Below are 17648 nucleotides of genomic sequence, written 5' to 3'. Positions count from 1 at the left end.
CCGCTGTCGTGACGTACCCTCTGCAGAAAGGGGGTGCAGGTATGCGGAGAATCGGAAGTCTGGCGTTGGTCCTCGGGGCGGCCGCTTTGCTCGTCGTCGTGGGGCTGACGGCGGCGGGCCGGGACGCCGCTGTGGTGGTGAACCTGTTGCTGACCTGCTTCTGGGGCGCGCTCGCCGTGGGTTTGACGGTGCGCCTGATCCTTGCGGTGGCACGCGGGCAATCGGTGCGGAGAGAGCTGCGGCCGGTGGCCGATGCGGCAGCTGTCTACAGCGAGCTCCTCACCTCAACTCCCCCGGCGGCAGCAGAGGCACGCAAGCTGCCCTCGCCCATCGGAGACGATAGGGAATCGTCAGCTGGCCACCCTTGACGACTTCCCGCCCGGGGAGGCAGTCTGGTGAATCCATCAGGGGGCTTTCAAAAGCAGCATGCTTCGAAACCGGGGAGACAGATGAGGTCAATGGTGTACCGCGGACCGTACAAGGTCCGGGTCGAAGAAAAGGACATCCCGCGGATTGAACATCCCAATGACGCCATTGTGCGTGTGACAGCGTCCGCGATCTGCGGATCTGACCTGCACCTCTATCACGGCATGATGCCGGATACCCGGGTGGGGACCACCTTTGGGCACGAGTTTGTGGGGGTGGTCCATGAGGTTGGCTCCTCGGTGGAGCACCTGAGCGTCGGCGACCGGGTCATGGTTCCCTTCAACATCTACTGCGGATCGTGCTACTTCTGCGAGCGCGGGCTCTACTCCAACTGCCACAACGTGAACCCGAACGCCACCGCAGTCGGTGGCATCTACGGGTACTCCCACACCTGCGGCGGGTACGACGGCGGCCAAGCCGAATTTGTGCGGGTCCCGTTCGCGGATGTGGGACCCACGCTGATTCCGGACTGGATGGACGAAGAAGACGCGGTGCTGCTTACTGATGCCCTCCCCACCGGATACTTCGGTGCCCAGCTGGGTGGTATCAGCGAAGGCGACACCGTCGTCGTCTTCGGTGCCGGCCCGGTGGGGCTGTTTGCGGCCAAGTCGTCCTGGCTCATGGGCGCCGGCCGGGTCATCGTCGTCGATCACCTGGAATACCGGCTGGAGAAGGCCCGCACTTTTGCGCACGCGGAGACCTGGAACTTTGCCGAGTACGAGGACATCGTGGTGGAAATGAAGAAGACCACCGATTACCTCGGTGCCGATGTGGTGATCGATGCGGCCGGGGCTGAGGCGGACGGCAGCTTCCTCCAGAACGTCACTGCCTCTCAGCTGAAGCTGCAGGGCGGGTCGCCGGTGGCCCTGAACTGGGCGATTGACTCGGTGCGCAAGGCAGGCACGGTGTCAGTGGTGGGCGCCTACGGCCCCATTTTCAGCGCGGTGAAATTCGGTGACGCCCTGAACAAGGGCCTGACCCTGCGGATGAACCAGTGTCCGGTCAAGCGGCAGTGGCCGCGGCTCTTTGAGCACCTCCGCAGCGGCTACCTCAAACCCAGCGACATCATCACGCACCGCATACCCCTGGAGCATGCAGCGGAGGGCTATCACATGTTCTCCGCCAAGCTCGATAACTGCATCAAGCCGCTCCTGATCCCCAGCGCGTACTGAAGGCGAGGAAACAATGTCCGAAACACCGAGCACGCCGTATCTCGCCGGACAGGGACAGCGAAAAGTCAGCAGTGATCAGTTGCGGCAGCGCATCCCCGGCTGGGGCGCCGATCTGGATCCCGGCGACCGGCCCTCTGTCCCGAAGGAACGGATGGACCTGCCGACAGGCGCACACTGGGACTTCCCGGAACGGCAGGAGGAAAGGCAGCCGCGCGAACGTTCCATCGAGCACCAGTTCCTGACCCCCGTGTTCGGCACCTCCGTTCCGTTGAAGGGCCTGTCGGGTTCAATGCGCCGCTATGCCTACAAATACAGTGAGGCGCGGGCGGCCCACTGGCTCATCCTGATCGCCGCAGACCGGGTCGACGCCGGCGGCAGCCACCTGCGTTCCTTCCTCACCCTGCACCCGGACAATCCCCTCACCGAAACCGGGATCCTGAGCGAGTTCACCCGTCACGGAATTTCCTCCCGATTCGGCAAGAAGCGCGCAGATCTCAAGGGACAGGCGCTGGCGCCGGTGTTCGTGGCCGGACCGTGGATCCTGGCCGCCGCCGCCGCCTTTGCCGCTGCCCGGGTCCTGGCCCGGGCAGCCCGGAACCGGGCAACCCGGGCCTAACCTGGTTGGGCCTAGTCGGGTTGGGCCCGTTCGGGTTGGGTTCAGCCTAGGGTCCGCCGCCCGACGGCGGACCCTAGGCTGCGCCCGACCCTAGCCGCCCGACGCCGCCGCCCGCCCCTAGGCGGCCCGTCCGAGCTCCCGGAGTACTTCGGACCGCACCCGGGCGGGCTCGGCGCCCAGGGCCCTGAGCGTGCGTGCTGCCTGGTCGTTGTCCCCGGCCACCATCCCCAGCAGGAGGTGCTCGGCACCAATGACTTTGTCCCCCAAGGCAATGGCCTGCCGCAGGGACTGCTCCAGGACCGCCTTGGCCGAAGCGGTAAACGGAATGTGTCCTCCGCTGCGCCGGCCCAGCAGGCCCGAACGCCGATGCCGGGGCTGGTCCAGGGCGCCGGGGCCGAAGCTGGCTTCAGCACTTGTGCGGATGGCTTCCAGATCCACGCCAATGGCCTCGAGCGCCTGCGCGTCGGCGGCCCCGAGCCCCTGGGCCCGCTGCGCCACGGCATCATGCCCGATGCCGAGCCGGTGCAGGGCCCTGGCGGCAGGATTGTCCCCGCCGTCAAGGATGCCGAGCAGAAGGTGGTCGGCGGTAATTTCGTGGTCTCCCAGCTGCCTGGCCTGCTCCTGTGCTCCAATCACGGCCGCACGGGCAGCCGGTGAAAAACGTTCAAACATCGTGTTCTCCTCTCTCCGCGGACACTGCCACGCGCCCCGCGTGTTTTTTGTGCACTGCCTGTTTGGAAACTCCGATGGCGGCGGCGATCTCCGCCCACGACCAGCCCTGCCTCCGGGCGTTCTGCACCTGAAGGAATTCCAGCTGCTCCACCAAGCGCCGCAGAGCCGCCACCGCACGCAGCCCGACGGCGGGATCCCGACTTGTTCCGTTGCCGATGAGGTCACTTTCTGGTTCCATGCCGTCAGCCTAGGTTGACGGCATCGGCGCGTCAACCCTTGTTGCCAAGTGAATCCGTCCGTCTTCAGGGCCGGCCGGGGCGCCGACCGGCTGCCGGCCGTGATGCCCGAAGCTGCCTGCCAGAATGGAAGGCATGAATGAGCCCCGCGGACACCAGCCTTCCCCGGTCCGCAGCGCAATGTTGGGGGCACTCTTTGTGCTGGCCGCATCGGTGCTGTGGGGCACCACCGGAACAGCGGCGACCTTCGCACCGGATGTCGGTCCGCTGGCCATCGGCGCAGCCGCCATGGGAATCGGCGGGGTGCTGCAAGCCGTGACCGCGGTTCCCCTGCTCCGGGCCGCCCGCCTTTCCCTGCACGCCCACCGCTGGACCGTGCTCCTGGGCGGCGGCGCCGTGGCGGTCTATCCGCTGGCCTTTTACTCATCGATGCACCTGGCCGGAGTCACTGTGGGCACCGTGGTCAGCATCGGTTCGGCTCCGCTGGCCTCGGCAGTGCTCGAACGCATCGTTGACGGCCGGCGGATGACCCTTCGCTGGGTGGCGGGAGCAGGTGTCGCGATCGCCGGAACAGTGCTGCTGTGCCTGGCGGAGGCCACGGCGGCAGCGGGCGACGACGGCGAACGGCAACCGGACGCCGTCGTCGCCGGCGTCCTGCTGGGGCTGGTGGCGGGTGCCACCTACGCGCTGTATTCCTGGACCGCTCACCGGCTGATGAATCGGGGAATCCCGTCCCGTGCGGCGATGGGAGCGACCTTCGGCACCGGCGGGCTCCTGCTGATGCCGGTCCTCGCGCTGACCGGTGCCCCGCTGCTGGCCTCCGGGACCACCGCGGCTGTGGGTCTTTACCTGGCGCTGGTGCCGATGTTTGCCGGCTATCTGTTCTTCGGCTGGGGCCTGGCCCGGGTCCTGCCCAGTACGGCGACCGCCATCTCGCTGGCGGAGCCGGTGGTGGCGGCGGTGCTTGCCGTCGTCATTGTCGGCGAGCGCCTGATCCCGGCGGGCTGGACGGGTGCGGCGCTTGTCCTGGCCGGGCTGCTGGTTCTCATCCTTCCGGTGCGGCGGCGACTCCCCGCATCCGGCGCCAACCACTCGGAAGCCAGCCGGCAGCACCGCTAACGGCGTCATCCGTCTTTGACTTTGGGCCTCCCTTACCGTGGGATGGCATCATGACGAAGAATTACCGCATTGCCCTGATTCCCGGCGACGGAATCGGCCATGAAGTCCTGCCTCCAGCCTGCGCCGTGCTCGACGCCGTCGCGCGCCGCCACGGGATCAACCTGACCTACGACGAGTTCGACTGGTCCTGCCGCCGGTACCTGGCGGAAGGAGCCATGATGCCCGAGGACGGGCTGGACTCCATCCGCGGACACGATTCCATCCTGCTGGGCGCGGTGGGCTGGCCGGGGGTGCCGGACCACGTCAGCCTGTGGGGGCTGCTGATCCCCATCCGGCGCGAGTTCCGGCAGTACGTCAACGTGCGGCCGATCAAGGTCCTGCAGGGAGTTCCCAGCCCGCTGCGTTCCGAACTGACCGATCCCGGGGTCGACTTTGTGGTGGTCCGCGAGAACAACGAGGGCGAGTACTCGGAGATCGGCGGCCGCCTGAACCGCGGACTGCCCTCTGAAATGGCCATTCAGGAATCGGTGTTCACCCGGCAGGGCGTCACCCGGATCCTGGACTATGCCTTCGATCTGGCCGGGCAGCGCCGTGGCGTGCTGACTTCGGCGACCAAGTCCAACGGCATCATCCACACCATGCCGTTCTGGGATGAGCTGGTGCGTGAACGCGCAGCGGACTACCCCGGGGTGCAGTGGAACTCGGAGCATATCGATGCCCTGGCGGCCAAGGTGGTCCTGAATCCGTCCCGCTTCGACGTCATCGTGGGATCAAACCTCTTCGGTGACATCCTCAGCGACCTGGCAGCGGCGATTGCCGGCAGCATCGGGATTGCCCCGTCCGCCAACCTGAACCCCGAGCGGGAGTACCCCTCCATGTTCGAACCGGTGCACGGGTCAGCCCCGGACATCTTCGGGCAGGGCATCGCGAATCCGCTGGGCGCCATCTGGTCCGCCTCCATGATGCTGGATCATTTGGGCCACCCGGAAGCCGGAGCCGAGGTGCTCGAGGCCGTCTTCGGCGTGCTGGCCGACTCGCCGGTCCGGACCCGGGACCTGGGTGGCACCGCCGGCACCGAGGAGTTCACCCGTGAGATCCTGGCCCGGATCGGGTCCGGAAGCACGGTCTGACCTCCTAGGCGGACTCCGGCGGTACGGAGGAGAGCTTCAGGGCGTCGATCACCGCGGCCGTGACCTCCTCCGTGCCGGCAGTTCCGCCCACGTCCCGGGTGCGGATTCCGGCGGCCGTGACGGACTCGATGGCGGCTTCCACGCGCCGGGCGGCAGCTGGAAGCCCCAGGTGGTCAAGCATCAGGGCGGCGCTGGCGATGGCGCCGACCGGATTGCTGATGCCCTGCCCGGCGATATCCGGCGCCGAGCCGTGCACCGGTTCAAACATTGACGGAAACCTGCGCTCCGGATTGAGGTTGGCGCTGGCCGCCAGGCCCAGGGAGCCGGCGAGCGCCGAACCCAGGTCGGACAGGATGTCCGCGAACAGGTTGGAGGCGACCACCACCGAGAGGTCTTCCGGGCGCAACACGAACTTGGCGCTCATGGCATCCACCAGCACGCTTTCCGTCCGGACATCCGGATAGTCCCGGGCGACCCGCTTGAACACGTCGTCCCACAGGACGGAGCCATACTGCTGGGCGTTGGACTTGGTCACGCTGGAGACCTTGCGGACGGCGCGGGTGCGCGCCAAGTCAAAGGCGAAGCGGATGATGCGCTCGCAGCCCTTCTCGGTAAACAGGGCTGTCTGTACTGCCACCTCATTGCCCGGGCCCCGCCCGGACAGGTTGCGGCCGCCCAGTCCGGCGTATTCACCCTCGCTGTTCTCGCGGACCACCACCCAGTCCAGCGGCACCCGGTCGGCCTTCCGCAGCGGTGATTCGATGCCGGGCAGGAACCGCACCGGACGAACATTGGCCCATTGGTCAAAGTTCTGCGTGATGTTCAGCCGCAGCCCCCACAGGCTGACATGGTCCGGAACGTTCTCCCAGCCGACGGCGCCGAAGTAAATGGCGTCAAACCCGCGCAGCAGGTTCAGGCCGTCCGGGTCCATCATGACCCCGTGCTCGGCATAGTATTCCGACCCCCAGGGGAAGTCTGTCCAGTCGAAAGCAAAGGGGCCCTGCGGCCCTAAGCCCGGAGGGGATCCCGGCCCGGATGCCGCGGCCGGTTCTTCAGCCACCGCGGACTGCTCCGCCACAACGTCGAGCACCTGCCGGCCCGCCGCGATGACTTCCTTGCCTACGCCGTCTGCCGGAATCGATGCGATCCGGTACACCCTCCGCTCAGGCATGCCCTGCTCCCTTCTTTCCGCACGCATTCGACTGCTCGCTCCCACTACACAGCTCACGGACAGGCAGCGTCCAAGACCGGATCCGGATCCGATGCATAGGTGTTCTCTATCCGTGCTGTCCGCTGGCCGTACGCGTCCCTAGCCGTGCGCCGCGGCAGGAACCGTCTCCGTTGCGGCGGCCACGGCGAGGAATGCGAGTGCGGCCGGGGTCAGCTCGGCGGCCCGGCTCAGGGCAGAGATGTGCAAGAGCGTTTCGGGCTCAAGCCGCACCGTCCGCAGTCCCGCCTGCCGGGCCAGCGGAGCCCACGCCGACGGCAGGACGGCATGGCCGATTCCGGCCAGGACCAGCGGCAAAATTGACGTCCGGTGTGCCACTTCGACGGCGATTTCGAGAGCAACGCCGTTGGCCAGGGCCTCATCCACCGCCCACCGCATCAGCGACCCGCGCTGCGAGACGATCATGCGGTGGCCGGAGAGCTCCTCCCATCCGACGGCTTCTCCGCCGGGCAAGGCCTCCTCCGGATTGAGGACCAGCATCAGCGGCTGCCGGCCCAGATGCAGGACATCAATGTCAGCGGCTCGGAACGGCCGGTCCGAGCCCAGCAGCCCAACTTCGGAGCTTCCATCCCGGACGGCAGCGACGACGTCGTCCTGGGTGAACGCTGCGTCAACGTTGACGGTGATCGTGGGATGGGTCCGGGCGTAGGCGGTGATGATCGAGGTCAGCGGCTCAATGGCCGGCGAGGGCATGGCTATGACATCCAGCCGTCCGCGGCGCATTCCCTTCAGCTCGTCGATCGCCGCGCGGGCTGCCTCCAGGTCGCGGACGACGACGCGCGCCGGGCCCACCAGCTCCCGGCCGGCCTCGCTGAGCACCACGTTGCGCCCCACCCGGTGAAACAGCGGAACGCCCAGGTCGCGTTCCAGGCTCTTGATCGTCTGGGACAGCGAGGGCTGGGCGATCAGCAGCCGTTCCGCGGCCCGGGTGAATCCCTGATGGTCAACGACAGCGAGAAAGTACTTGAGGTGCCTGACGTCCACGAAAGCTCCCTTGCATTCGGATGGACCATTTCCGGTGCGCAAACTATTGGTTTCTCCTATGGGTGAGTAGACAACAGGTTGTGGACGCGGCACAAGGCGCTGCTGCATAGTGAACGCATTCAACGAGGAAGGACCAGGATTGTGTATACGCAGCAGCCGGCTCCAACCGAAGATCCGGGCGCCCCGCAACGAACCGATGTCCGCGCCGCACTCCTGGGCGGAACCACTTTCCGCAGCCTGAGCGAGCAGACACTCTCTCCGCGGGAAGAGAAATTCGAACGGACCCGGCAGACGATCGGCCTGTTCCTGGCCCCCGTCGTCGCCGTCGTCTTCGCCTTGCTCCCCCTCAACCTGGAACGCCAGCAGCATCTGCTGGCCGCCGTGCTGCTGGGCGTGATCATCCTCTGGATCTGCGAGCCGGTGCCCATTCCGATTGGCGGGCTGATCGGCGTAGCGGCCATTGTCATCCTCGGAGTTGCTCCGGCCAGCGCGGTGCTGGCGCCGTTCGGATCGACAACCATTTTCACGTTTATTGGGGCGTTCATCCTGGCGCAGGCCATGCTCAAGCACGGCATTGCCCAGCGGCTCGCCTTTGCGGTGCTGTCGATGCCGGGGGTCGGCAAGTCCACCTACCGTGTGGTCATTGCCTTCGGCGTGATCACCTGCATGCTCTCGGCGTTCGTCTCCAATACGGCGACCGTGGCCATGCTGATGCCGACGGCGCTGGGCGTGCTGGTGGTCATCGCGCAGCTGATGCAGGACCGCGGCGTGGTCAAGACGGACTTCGATCCGCTGCGGCTGCGGATCGGCGCCGCCCTGCTGCTGATGCTCGCCTACGGGGCCAGCGTGGGCGGACTGCTTACCCCGGTCGGGTCGCCGCCGAACCTGATCGGCCGCGGGCTGATCGAGGAAGCCACCGGAGTCCGCATTTCCTTTGCCCAGTGGATGGCCATCGCCGCCCCCGTGTGCCTGGCAATGTTCGTGGTCCTGGCCCTGGTCATGCTGCTGCTGAACAAGCCGGAAATCCGCCGGCTGGAAGGCGTCGAAGAGTACGTGCGGGAGCAGCGGGAGGCCCAGGGCAAGATGTCCCGCGCCGAGGTCAATACGCTGATCGCCTTCGGAGTGACCGTCACGCTCTGGCTGGCGCCGGCGGTGGCGAGCCTCATCGGCGGCACCGAGTCCGAGGCCTACATCTTCCTCGACGACCGCCTCGACGAAGGAATCGTTGCGGTGCTGGGCGCCTCCCTGCTGTTCATCCTTCCGGTCAACTGGAAGCAGCGGCAGGCCACGCTGACCTGGTCGGACGCGGCGAAGATCGACTGGGGAACCATTCTGCTCTTCGGCACCGGCATTATCTTCGGGGCGCTGCTGGCAGAAACCGGACTGGCGGAAACCATCGGAAAGGGCGCTTCGGAAAACCTGAACATCACCAACGTCGTTGCCATCACGGTGTTCTCGGCCGTCCTGGCCATCATCATTTCGGAAACCACGTCAAACACTGCTTCAGCCGCCGTGATTGTGCCGATCGTGATCCCGCTGTGCCAGGCGATCGGCGTTGATCCCTTCGTGCCCGCGCTGGCCGCCACTTTTGCCGCCTCATTCGGATTCATGCTTCCCGTGTCCACTCCGCAGAACGCGATCGTCTACGGCACCGGTGCCGTGCCCATCACCCGGATGATCCGGACCGGCCTGTTCTTCGACGTTCTCGGTGCCATCCTGATCATCACGATTGTGCCGGTGATGATCGCCGTCGTGGGTATCGGCGGTTAGGGCCGGGCGTTCACGCGGGGTCCGGCACAGCCCAGCCGGTGCGCGACAGAACCTCGGCAGCGACGTCGGCCGCTGTCCGGCCGTCCGTGGGAATCCGGTGGACCCAGGCCGGGGTGTGCAGCTCCAGGGCGGCGGCGGCTTCCCGGCTCCGCAGCAGGTGTTCCTGCAGGGCGGAGCCGGATTCGCGCCCGGCCAGCCGGCGCTGCACGGTTTCGTCGGAGCCGCACAGCAGCACGGCGCAGATGCTTGGGCTGCCGCCCATGGCGGCTGCCAGTTCGGCCGTTTCACGGACCGAGACCGTGTTGGTGTAGATCAACCGGCGGTAGCCCAGGGCGCGGTAGTTCTGCCACATCACGGCAAGGTTTTGGGCTGCCAGGCCGCGGTCCCAGGGAACCGGATGTTTCCACGGAGCCGGATGCGCCAGGTCGAGGTTGTCCCCCTCGATGACGGCGTGGCGCACATCCAGCGCGGTGAGCAGGGAATGCAGTTCAAGGGCTGCGCTGGTTTTGCCCACTCCGGAGCGGCCGCCGAGGAAGAGCACCGCTGAGTCGGCCCCTGTGATTCCGTTATCCATCTGGTTCCCTTGTTCTTTGGACCCGCCGCCGCCAGAATCTTTCCAACCTTTTGCACCGCTACGCGGTGCACTGATGCTGAGAGGACCAGCCATGCCCCACATCACGGTAGGTACGGAGAATACCGGAGACATCGAGCTCCACTACGAGGACCACGGGTCCGGACAGCCTGTGTTGCTGATCCACGGCTATCCCCTGGACGGGGATTCCTGGGAACGCCAAACCCGGGCCCTGCTCGGCGGAGGCTACCGCGTCCTGACCTACGACCGGCGCGGCTTTGGACGCTCCAGCCACCCCACCACGGGTTATGACTACGACACCTTCGCCGATGACCTGGACGCGATCCTCACCGAGCTGGACCTGCAGGAGGTGGTGCTGGTCGGGTTTTCCATGGGCACCGGGGAGCTTGCCCGCTACGTGGGCCGGCACGGAACCGGCCGCATCAGCAAGCTGGCATTCCTCGCCTCGCTGGAACCGTTCCTGCTGCAAACCCCGGACAACCCGGCTGGCGTGCCGGCCGAGGTCTTCGAGGGCATTGCCGCGGCCGCACAGGCCGACCGCTACGCGTGGTTCACCAATTTCTTATCCGACTTCTACAACCTTCCGGAGAACCTGGGCACCCGCGTCAGCGAGGAGGCGGTGCGCGGGAACTGGAACGTGGCCGCCGGCAGCGCCCCGCTGGCCGCTTACGCCGTCGTGCCCTCCTGGATCACGGACTTCCGCGCCGACGTCGCCAAGGTGGGCGACTCGGGACTTCCGGTACTGATCCTGCACGGAACGGCAGACAAGGTCCTGCCCATCGATTCCACGGGACGGATGTTCTCAGCAGCCCTGCCGAAGGCACGCTACGTGGAAATCGAAGGCGCACCGCACGGCCTGCTGTGGACCCACACAGATGAAGTCAATGCGGCCCTGCTCGATTTCCTCAAGGACTAGCTGTAACTCAGCCAGGTACTGCGAACAGGTGCCCGGCCGGAACCGACCCTGCTTCTAGCCGGTGATCTTGTACTTTTTCCGGTCTTCTTCGTCCAGGATCAGCTGTTCCTCAACGGTCATGGCGCTGCCGCCGCGACTGACGGGCATCCACCACGCGCCGGGCTCGGGGGTCTCCGGGTACGTGTCGATGCAATGGTCCATGCCGTCCTGCAGGGTTCGCTGCAGCCGTTCGGTTTCTTCGATCACCGGAGCGTCAGGGGCCACCCTGATCATCGGGCTGACGTGCATCCGGACCGGTGTTTTCCAGACAGACTTCCGGCTCAGGCCGTGACCGCCGCGGGTGAGCATCCGGTGCCCGCCCCAGACCGAGATCGGGATGATCGGCACTCCGGCTTCGGCTGCCATGCGGACCGCTCCGGTCTTGAGCTTGCGGACGCTGAAGCTGCGGCTGACTCCGGCTTCGGGCAGTACGGCCAAATATTCGCCGCGGCGCAGGGCCGCCACCGACTCGGCGTAGGCGGCGGCGCCGTCGGACCGGTCCACGATGATGTGCTCGCACATCTGGCAGACAGCGTTGACGAACGGTTTGCGGGCGGCCTTCTTCGTGACCAGGAACCGCATGTGCGCCTTGAGCTTTTTCCAGACCAAGTACTCAGCAAACACGAAATCAAGGTAGCCAAAGTGCGTGATGGCCACGACGGCACCCTTGCCGGGAACCACCTTCCGGTTCAAGCCGGAAATCTCCTCATCTGCCGGCAGATTCTCCAGGCCGGAGGGAAGAACGGGAACACGGAACAACTTGATCGACAGCACGCCTGTCAGGACGATGGTGCGGTAGACGTACTTGTTGGGGGAAAACTTCAACGTCATCTCCTGTTTGCGTATTCCGGCGGGCCTCGATTCTATCGGTTCTGCAGCGGCTCTGCGGAACGGGCTTGCGGGGCCTGCGGGCCATTTGGCCCCGCCGCCCTGTCCCTCCAACCGCGGCGCGCGGTTATGGTTGGATATGGCATGGCGAATCCTGGCCCGGGCGCGCAGCGGCGGCGGTGCGGCAGCGGTCGCGGCGACGCAGACGGCAACCGCGGCAGCCGCTCCGGATGAGGCGGAAACCCTTGACGCGCGGCTGGGCGTGACGGATTGGGCAGTACACCCGGAGGGTTCCCGCGCAGCCTGGTTCCGGGCGCCCAGCGGCGATCTGGCACTGCTGACGATGGGCGCCGAAACCGATCCTCCGGTTGTTCTCGTTCCGGGAGTCATGGGGTCCAAGGAGGATTTCTCCCTGATGCTGCCGGTCATTGCAGCAGCGGGCTACTTCGTCCTCAGCTATGACATGGCCGGGCAATATGAATCAGCGGTAGCGGGCCCGGAGCAGCTGACGCCGCCGGGAACCCGCTACGGATATGAACTGTTTATTAATGATCTTGTGGCGCTCCTGGAGTCCCTGGGCGAGCCGGCGCATCTGCTGGGATACTCGTTCGCCGGAATAGTCGCCCAGATGACCCTCGTCCGGCGCCCGGACCTCGTCCGTTCACTGTGCCTGCTGAGCTGCCCGCCGGTTCCCGGGCAGAGCTTCCGCACCGTCAGCCGGGTGGGCAGGTTCAGTCCGCTCGTCAACGACAAGGTGCATGCTGACCTGATCATGTGGGGCATCCGCCGCAACTTCGTGCGGGTACCGGAGCCCCGGATGAAATTCATTCGCCGCCGGTTCGAGTACACGAGGAAGCAGTCGCTGCAGGACATCGTGGCACTGATGAAGCAGTCCCCGGACCTGCGCGGTCTCCTGGCTGCTGCACCGCAGCCCAAGCTGGTGGCGGTGGGCCGCGCTGACGTCTGGCCGCTGCACCTGCACAAAGCCCTGGCGGATTCGATCGGCGCCGGGTTTGCCGTTTACGGAACCGGTCACGCACCCTGCGAGGACGCGCCCCACCAGCTCAGCCGTGACCTTTTGGCGCTGTACGCGGCGGCGGAGTAGCCTTCCGTCCGGCCCGGCGCCGGTGCCGCAGCCGGTGCCGCTCGCGGAGCCGGCGGCCGGGAGGTTCGGCCCGGAAATCAACGTCGAACGTTTGGTAGGCCCGAAGGATGCGGCGGCCCAGGCCGCGCCAGCTGTAAAAGGGGCGGGCGGAGACCCCGACACGCAGCCGGGGATCATAAATGACCGACATGTCCGGGCGGATCTGGTAGCTCAGGTCAAGGTCATCGTGCACCTCCGGCCGGTCGCGGTGGACACGGTTCCGGAGGGCGGCCCACATCGGCGCGGGCAGGGCGAAATTCGATCCGAACAGGGGCGGGTGGCCCAGCAGCAGCCCGACCGCGCGGATGTATCCCCCGATATAGATGTTCCGGGCCACCCAGCAGGTGAAGCGGCCGGCGCCGTAGAAGTCTCCCGGACCGGTCACCGCCGTCAGCGGGCCGGACGAGGCGAGCCGCATTTCCACGCGTTCCAGCCACCGGGGCGGCGGAACCGAGTCGGCATCCAGCCGGGCCAGGATTTGGCCGCCGGCGGCGTCGAACCCTGCCGCCGTCGCACCGGCGATGCCGGGCACTTCCTGGTACACGCGGCGCACTCCCGCGGACGCGCAGACCGCGGCGGTGTCATCGGTGCTGCCGTTGTCCACCACCACGATTTCCTCCGGCGCCCGGGTCTGGCGGTCCAGGGCGGCCAGGCAGGCAGCCAGCATCGGGGCGTCGTTGCGGACCGGGATGACCACCGAGATAGTTGGCATGGTGCTCCGACTGTAGCGGGAGGCCACCCGGCGGGACCATGGTGCGGGCCCACCGGGGAACGGGCGGCGGCGGATTGCTCCCGCACGCCGGCCGCGGGCTCAGCACCCTCGGCGGGTGGGGTCAGCGGACGTTCGGGTGCTGGTAGACGTCGGGAACGCCGTCGCCGTCGTCGTCGGTGTTTTCCTCGTCCTCGATCGCACGGTAGTGGCGGTTGCGGCCGGTCAGCACCAGGGCGGCCAGCAGGGCTGCCAGCACAGAGGCGGCCAGGATGCCCACCTTGGCATGGTCATTGGGCAGGGTGCCCTGTCCAAAGCTCAAGTCAGCGACCAGCAGCGAAACGGTGAAGCCGATGCCGGCCAGCACCGCAACGCCGAAGAGGTCGATCCACTTGAACGAGGTGTCCAGCCGGGCGCTCGTGAGCTTCGTCAGCAGCCAGGTGGTGCCCAGGATGCCGATCGGCTTGCCCAGCACCAGCCCGGCGATGATGCCGAGGGCGACCGGATCGGCCAGCGAGGAAACAAAGCCGTTCCAGCCGCCCACCGCCACGCCGGCGGAGAAGAAGGCAAAAACGGGGACCGCAAAACCGGCGGACAGCGGGCGGAACCGGTGCTCGAAGATTTCGGAGAGGCCCGGGCCGGCCTCGGGTCCGCCGCTGGCCTTGCTGCGCAGCACGGGAACAGCGAAGCCCAGCAGCACACCGGCAACGGTGGCGTGGATCCCGGAGGAATGCACCAGGGCCCAGACGACGACGCCGATCGGCAGCAGGATGAACCACGCGGCGGAGGCTTTCAGGCGGAAGAACCGCCGGTACTTCTGTGCGAGGAAGGTGTAGAGTGCCAGCCCGGCGAGGGCCAGCAGCAGCGGCGTGACCTTCAGTTCCTCGGTGTAGAACACGGCAATGATGGTGATGGCCAGCAGGTCATCAACGACGGCCAGGGTCAGCAGGAAGATCCGCAGGGCAGACGGCAGGTGCGAGCCGATGATGGCCAGCACGGCCACGGCAAAGGCAATGTCGGTGGCCGTGGGAATGGCCCAGCCGGAGAGGGTTTCCGGGCTGCCGAGATTGACGGCGGCGTAGATGGCGGCCGGGACGATCACGCCGCCGGCCGCTGCCGCCACGGGAACGATCGCCTTGCTGAAGTTGCGCAGATCGCCGGCGACGAATTCCCGTTTAAGCTCCAGGCCCACCAGGAAGAAGAACACGGCGAGCAGGCCGTCGGCGGCCCAGGTGCCCAGGCTCAGTTTCAGATGCCACGGTTCGTAGCCGATCTCAAAGTCGCGCAGGGCGAAGTAGCTGCCGGAAATCGGTGAATTGGCCCAAATGATGGCGATGACGGCGGCTGCCACCAGCAGCAGGCCGCCAACGGTTTCCTTGCGCAGGATCTCGCCGATGCGGAGTTTTTCGGTGTAGCTGCCGCGGCTGAAGATGCTGGGGCCGCCGGAAGTGTTCGGGGCGTCGCCCGGGCCCGAAGCTGCTTCCGGGGAGGTGTTGGACTGCATGGGTGCTCCTGAAAAAGCGGTCGACAATGTTATTGCCGACCAGACTTCCCGGCGCACCTTCGCTCCACCTTACGGGACATGCCCCCGAACCCGGAAAAACGCTGTGGACGGGGCCGGTCCGTGTTCCGGAACCATTCCTGTCCCGGCTACTCCGTTTTCCGGGCCCTGCTGGGCTGGACCCGCATCGGTTCGCCGGGCATCTTGGGATAATCCGGCGGAAACGGCATCTCGCCCAGCCCGTTGTCCAGGTCCCGCTGCCACCATTCCAGCAGCACCTCGATGCTGCCCGGGCTGGCACCCATGTCCGCCCACGGGTCCCCCACCGTGCGCAGCCGCTCCGGAACGGTGCGGATGGTGAAGTCCCGCGGATCGGCAGCTTCCAGTTCGTCCCAGCCCAGCGGGGTGGACACCGGTGCGTGCGGCAGCGCCCGCGGGCTGTAGGCGCCGGCGATGGTGCGGTCCCGGTTGGCCTGGTTGAAGTCCACGAAGACCTTTTCCCCGCGCTCCTCCTTCCACCAGGCGGTGGTCACCTGGTCCGGCATTCGGCGCTCCAGTTCCCGGGCGGCGGCGATCACCGCGTGCCGGACGTCGAGGAACTCGTGGGCCGGGCTGATCGGTGCGTAGACGTGCAGGCCGCGGTTGCCCGAGGTCTTGATGAACGCCTCCAAACCGGCCTCCGCCAGGACCTTGCGCAGTTCGACGGCGGCGGGGACGGCGTCGTCGAACCCGGTGCCGGGCTGCGGATCCAGGTCTATGCGCAGCTGGTCCGGGTTGTCGGTGTCCTCCGCCCGGGACGGCCAGGGGTGGAAGACCACGGTGTTCATCTGCACCGCCCAGACCACGGCGGCGGGCTCGTCGAGGACGAGCTGCGGATGGGCGCGGGCGCTGGGATAGGTGACGGTAACGGCCCGGATGAAGTCCGGGGCGCCCTTGGGCGGGTTCTTCGAGAAGAACTGTTCGCCGTCGACGCCGTCCGGAAACCGTTGCAGCGAGACCGGGCGGTCGCCGTTTGCTGCGATGAACGCATTGCCCACCTCGGCCACATAGCGGGCCAGATCGAGCTTGGTCAGCCCCATTTCGGGCCAGAGGATGCGGTCCGGACTGGAAATGCGCATTTCCCGCTCGCCGTGCGGACCAGGGACAGTGAGGGTGGTTGCTTTGCCGGCCATGGCGATAACCTACTCCGGATTTTCCGGAGCGTCACGCCTGCGGCCGGCGTCAGGCGGGAGTGCCCGTTGCAGGCTCGGCGCCGCGGCGGTAGCGCTTGTGCCCGTGGACAAAGTGGTAGAGCACCGTGGTGGCCACGATGCAGCCGGCCAGCAGCCAGTACATGCCGTGGAAGCCGGTTACGGGGATCAGCGCGCCCAGGACCAGCGGACCCAGGCCCACCCCCGCGTCCATCATGATGAAGTACGTGGAGGTGGCCAGGCCAATGCGGTGCGGCGGCGCCATGGTCACGGCGATGGCCTGGCCGGTGGGGACCAGGGCACCGAAGCCGATGCCGACAAACACACCGGCGGCGGCGAGCACAAAGGCGTTGGGCGCCCAGGCCACCAGGGCCAGTCCGACGGCGAAGGACACCAATGTGGGATAGATGACTGCGTTGTCACCATAGGTGTCCTGCAGCCGGCCCATGAAGAGGCGCGATACCAGCACGACGGCGGCATACACCAGGAAAAACGCGCTGGCGGCCGCCACCAGGTTCTCCGACTTCGCGTAGGAGTTGATGAAGGTCAGGATGCCGGCGTAGGACGCACCGGCGACAAACATGATGGAGGCAATGGGCAGAGCCGCCGGATCCAGGATGTCGGTAAACCGCAGCCGCCATTTGCGGGCCCGTTCCGCCGGGGTCGGCGTGCGCTCGGGGAGCTTCAGCATCAGGGCGACGATCAGCGCCAGGGCGGCGCACGCAGCGCTGGCCAGGAAGAGGAAGTCATACGTCATGCTGTCCACGATCAGCACGGCGAGGAAGGGCCCGACGGCGGTGGCCAGCGTGGTGGAGATGCCGAAGTAGCCGGTGCCCTCGCCGCGGCGGTGAACCGGAATGAGCCCCATGACGGACGCGGAAATCGAGGTGCTGGCCGCACCAAACGCCGCGCCGTGCACCAGACGGATGGCCAGCAGTCCGGCAAAACTGTCGGCCAGGGGGTACAGCAGCGCCGCGGCGGTGAAGAGAGCAAGGCCGCCGAGCAGCAGCTTCCGCCGCCCGATGAAGTCCAGGAATTTGCCGCTGAAAATCCGGGCCACCAACGCGCCGACGACGAAGGATCCGGAGGCGAAACCCGCGGAGCTGTCCGAGACGGAGAACTGTTCCACGGCGTACAGCGCCATGGTGGTCATCAGCAGATAGAACACCAGGAACACGAAGAAATTGGTGATAATTGCGAGGATAAACCCCGTGGTCCATAGTTTCTGACCGCCGCGCGTCACCAGGTACTCCTCTGAATGTGGAAATTTTCCGGTTCCGTTCGATTGCCGGACCGGCGCAACTACGTTACGCCTGTCCACTTGTTGAACAAAAACCGGGCCGGTCGCCGGAGACACCGGCGCCGGTGCATTCCCT

General features: G+C 66.7%; 18 protein-coding genes. 8 read left to right on the top strand and 10 right to left on the bottom strand.

All coding sequences use genetic code 11. The features are described from left to right. Window positions 1–41: 41 nt before the first annotated feature. The 3 genes from QNO08_RS09145 (at window position 42) to QNO08_RS09135 (ending at window position 2214) form a co-directional block, all read left to right on the top strand. Complete coding sequence (locus QNO08_RS09145; protein ID WP_229965859.1) at window positions 42–368, top strand: hypothetical protein; 327 nt, start codon at window positions 42–44, stop codon at window positions 366–368. Between the two features lie 81 nt (window positions 369–449). Next, window positions 450–1598, top strand: a complete 1149-nt coding sequence (locus QNO08_RS09140) for a zinc-dependent alcohol dehydrogenase (protein WP_229965860.1) — start codon at window positions 450–452, stop codon at window positions 1596–1598. 13 nt (window positions 1599–1611) lie between these two features. Further along, a complete protein-coding gene (locus QNO08_RS09135) occupies window positions 1612–2214 on the top strand; it encodes a hypothetical protein (protein ID WP_229965861.1) in 603 nt (200 codons plus the stop codon). Window positions 2215–2331: 117 nt separating this feature from the next. On the opposite strand, the gene QNO08_RS09130 is transcribed toward QNO08_RS09135, so the two are convergent. After that, on the bottom strand, window positions 2332–2886 hold the full coding sequence (locus QNO08_RS09130; RefSeq protein ID WP_229965862.1) for a Clp protease N-terminal domain-containing protein: 555 nt from the start codon (window positions 2884–2886) through the stop codon (window positions 2332–2334). Then, window positions 2879–3124, bottom strand: coding sequence for a helix-turn-helix domain-containing protein (locus tag QNO08_RS09125; RefSeq protein WP_229965863.1), 246 nt, complete (start codon window positions 3122–3124; stop codon window positions 2879–2881). The genes QNO08_RS09130 and QNO08_RS09125 overlap by 8 nt, the downstream gene beginning before the upstream one ends. 133 nt (window positions 3125–3257) lie before the next feature. Here QNO08_RS09125 and QNO08_RS09120 point away from each other — a divergent pair, with 133 nt between their 5' ends. After that, on the top strand, window positions 3258–4241 hold the full coding sequence (locus tag QNO08_RS09120; RefSeq protein WP_229965864.1) for a DMT family transporter: 984 nt from the start codon (window positions 3258–3260) through the stop codon (window positions 4239–4241). A 50-nt stretch (window positions 4242–4291) separates the two neighbouring features. Continuing rightward, window positions 4292–5371 (top strand): tartrate dehydrogenase, encoded by a 1080-nt coding sequence (locus QNO08_RS09115; protein ID WP_229965865.1) that lies wholly within the window; start codon window positions 4292–4294, stop codon window positions 5369–5371. Between the two features lie 4 nt (window positions 5372–5375). Here QNO08_RS09115 and QNO08_RS09110 read toward each other — a convergent pair whose 3' ends face one another. Further along, entirely contained in the window at window positions 5376–6542 is a 1167-nt protein-coding gene (locus QNO08_RS09110; RefSeq protein WP_229965866.1) for an isocitrate/isopropylmalate dehydrogenase family protein, read from the bottom strand. Window positions 6543–6680: 138 nt separating this feature from the next. Continuing rightward, on the bottom strand, window positions 6681–7583 hold the full coding sequence (locus tag QNO08_RS09105; RefSeq protein WP_229965867.1) for a LysR family transcriptional regulator: 903 nt from the start codon (window positions 7581–7583) through the stop codon (window positions 6681–6683). 141 nt (window positions 7584–7724) lie between these two features. Here QNO08_RS09105 and QNO08_RS09100 point away from each other — a divergent pair, with 141 nt between their 5' ends. Beyond that, window positions 7725–9353 carry an SLC13 family permease gene (locus QNO08_RS09100; RefSeq protein WP_229965868.1) on the top strand — a complete coding sequence of 543 codons (1629 nt, stop codon included), beginning with the start codon at window positions 7725–7727 and terminating at the stop codon, window positions 9351–9353. Between the two features lie 10 nt (window positions 9354–9363). Here the strand turns inward: QNO08_RS09100 and QNO08_RS09095 are convergent, their stop codons facing one another. After that, on the bottom strand, window positions 9364–9927 hold the full coding sequence (locus QNO08_RS09095; RefSeq protein ID WP_229965869.1) for an AAA family ATPase: 564 nt from the start codon (window positions 9925–9927) through the stop codon (window positions 9364–9366). 91 nt (window positions 9928–10018) lie between these two features. On the opposite strand from QNO08_RS09095, the gene QNO08_RS09090 reads away from it, so the two are divergent. Then, a complete protein-coding gene (locus QNO08_RS09090) occupies window positions 10019–10861 on the top strand; it encodes an alpha/beta fold hydrolase (RefSeq protein WP_229965870.1) in 843 nt (280 codons plus the stop codon). 54 nt (window positions 10862–10915) lie between these two features. Here the strand turns inward: QNO08_RS09090 and QNO08_RS09085 are convergent, their stop codons facing one another. After that, window positions 10916–11731 carry a lysophospholipid acyltransferase family protein gene (locus tag QNO08_RS09085; protein WP_229965871.1) on the bottom strand — a complete coding sequence of 272 codons (816 nt, stop codon included), beginning with the start codon at window positions 11729–11731 and terminating at the stop codon, window positions 10916–10918. Window positions 11732–11867: 136 nt separating this feature from the next. On the opposite strand from QNO08_RS09085, the gene QNO08_RS09080 reads away from it, so the two are divergent. Continuing rightward, a complete protein-coding gene (locus tag QNO08_RS09080; protein ID WP_229965872.1) occupies window positions 11868–12833 on the top strand; it encodes an alpha/beta fold hydrolase in 966 nt (321 codons plus the stop codon). Here the strand turns inward: QNO08_RS09080 and QNO08_RS09075 are convergent. The 4 genes from QNO08_RS09075 to QNO08_RS09060 all read right to left on the bottom strand — a co-directional run bounded on the left by QNO08_RS09075 (window position 12793) and on the right by QNO08_RS09060 (window position 17515). Beyond that, window positions 12793–13584 carry a glycosyltransferase family A protein gene (locus QNO08_RS09075; protein WP_229965873.1) on the bottom strand — a complete coding sequence of 264 codons (792 nt, stop codon included), beginning with the start codon at window positions 13582–13584 and terminating at the stop codon, window positions 12793–12795. The genes QNO08_RS09080 and QNO08_RS09075 overlap by 41 nt on opposite strands. Window positions 13585–13705: 121 nt before the next feature. Next, complete coding sequence (gene nhaA, locus QNO08_RS09070) at window positions 13706–15085, bottom strand: Na+/H+ antiporter NhaA (RefSeq protein ID WP_229965874.1); 1380 nt, start codon at window positions 15083–15085, stop codon at window positions 13706–13708. A gap of 146 nt (window positions 15086–15231) precedes the next feature. Next, on the bottom strand, window positions 15232–16254 hold the full coding sequence (gene ligD / locus QNO08_RS09065) for a non-homologous end-joining DNA ligase (protein ID WP_229965875.1): 1023 nt from the start codon (window positions 16252–16254) through the stop codon (window positions 15232–15234). Between the two features lie 49 nt (window positions 16255–16303). Continuing rightward, complete coding sequence (locus QNO08_RS09060; RefSeq protein WP_229965876.1) at window positions 16304–17515, bottom strand: MFS transporter; 1212 nt, start codon at window positions 17513–17515, stop codon at window positions 16304–16306. Window positions 17516–17648 lie beyond the last annotated feature (133 nt).

It is taken from the genome of Arthrobacter sp. zg-Y820, assembly GCF_030142155.1.
Taxonomy (GTDB): domain Bacteria; phylum Actinomycetota; class Actinomycetes; order Actinomycetales; family Micrococcaceae; genus Arthrobacter_B.
This window is presented reverse-complemented; position numbering and strand designations above follow the sequence as displayed.